This is a genomic window from Dietzia sp. DQ11-71 (assembly GCF_014144995.1).
GTDB lineage: Bacteria > Actinomycetota > Actinomycetes > Mycobacteriales > Mycobacteriaceae > Dietzia > Dietzia kunjamensis.
Genome location: NZ_JAALDT010000302.1, coordinates 1 through 1,390, shown reverse-complemented (window position 1 = coordinate 1,390; position 1,390 = coordinate 1). Strand labels below are relative to the sequence as shown.

Genomic DNA, 1,390 nt, shown 5'->3' with positions numbered 1-1,390 from the left:
GCCCGCCCGCGCCGGACGAGGTGCACCGACGCTGGGCCGCGATCCTGGCCCGCGGCGGCGGTGAGATGCCGGTATTCCCGCTCGACCTGGGCGACATCTCCACCCCGCGCGAGGAGGTGGTCGAGGTGCGCGACGTGCTCGACCCGGCCGGGGTCGCCGCCCTGGATGAGGCGGCCGCCGCCGGCGGAGTACGCATGATCTCGCTGGCGATCGCCGAGATGACGGCCGTACTCCACCGCCGCGCCGGGGTGGGCCTGCGCGCGGTCCTGCCGGTGCACTCCCGCCACGATGTGCGCACCGCCCGCTGGAACGACTCGGTGGGGTGGTTCATCACCAACTCCGTGATCGAGTGCGACGACCCCGACCCGGCCGCGTGCGCGGTGGCCGTGCGCGAGGCCGTCGACCTCGGTTCGCACGCACTGGGGCCGATACTCGCCCCGTACGGCGGGATGCCGCACACCCCGGGGATGTTCGCGATCTCGTGGCTCGACCACCGCCGCCTGCCGGTTGACGTGGACCTGAGCCTCAGCCCGCAGCACGTGTCGGCCGCGATCCGGACCGACGGGGTGATGGTGTGGTTCGTGGTCAGCGGTTCGGGGCTGCACGTGCGCTGCCGCTATCCGGGCACCGAAGCCGCCCGCGGGTCGGTGGGGGGTTGGCTCGACGAGCTGTGCGCCGGGCTGGTCCGCCGCGCCACCCCGGCCGCCGGTCGCACTGGGCCGGGCGGGCAGGTCGAGGCAGACCACGAGCAGGTCAGTGGGGCGGCGCGCCGGACTCCGGTCCCAGGTCGGCCTGCAGCCACCCCACGTCGAGCCACCGCCCGTGCTTGAACCCGATCCGTTCCAGCTGGCCCGCCTCGCGGAACCCCATGGCTAGGTGTAGAGCCACACTCGGCTCGTTGGGAAGGGTCACGATCGCCAGCAGTCGGCGGAACCCGGCCGCCTCGAGCCGGGCGAACAGCTCCCGGTACAGCGACCGCCCCAACCCGAGGCCGTGCGCGCCCGGATCGACGTAGACGCTCACCTCGCATGACCAGCGGTACGCCGCGCGGTCCTTGACCGGCCCGGCGTAGGCGTACCCGACGATCCGGCCGTCGAGCTCGGCCACCAGCCAGTCGTACCCCGCCAGTGCCCGGTCGATCCGCGCCGCGAACTCGTCGACCGGCGGCACCTCGGTCTCGAACGTCGCCGTGGTCTCGCGGACGTACGGCGCGTACACGTCCAGACAACCGGCGGCGTCGGCCACGGTGGCGCGGCGGATCGCCCTCACACCTCCGGCCCTCCCGGGTTGCACCCCTCGGCCAGCATGCGCTCTGGCGAGACCACCGGCCGCCACGGCTCGAGATTCCAGGTGGGCTTGTCCGGCTCGAGCAGTCGCGCCCAGGTCCAGT

General features: G+C 73.7%; 2 protein-coding genes and 1 pseudogene. 1 reads left to right on the top strand and 2 read right to left on the bottom strand.

The window, feature by feature from the left end; genetic code table 11:
* Nucleotides 1-830, top strand: a pseudogene (locus tag G6023_RS11065) (peptide synthetase); the annotation flags it as partial.
* On the opposite strand, the gene G6023_RS11060 reads toward G6023_RS11065, so the two are convergent.
* Both G6023_RS11060 and G6023_RS11055 read right to left on the bottom strand, forming a co-directional pair.
* Nucleotides 754-1,269: a GNAT family N-acetyltransferase gene (locus G6023_RS11060; protein ID WP_069389919.1), complete on the bottom strand. Its 516-nt coding sequence runs from the start codon at nucleotides 1,267-1,269 to the stop codon at nucleotides 754-756. The pseudogene G6023_RS11065 and the gene G6023_RS11060 overlap by 77 nt on opposite strands.
* On the bottom strand, nucleotides 1,266-1,390 hold a 125-nt coding region (locus tag G6023_RS11055), incomplete at its 5' end, for a DUF2599 domain-containing protein (protein WP_182635509.1). The genes G6023_RS11060 and G6023_RS11055, both read right to left, overlap by 4 nt.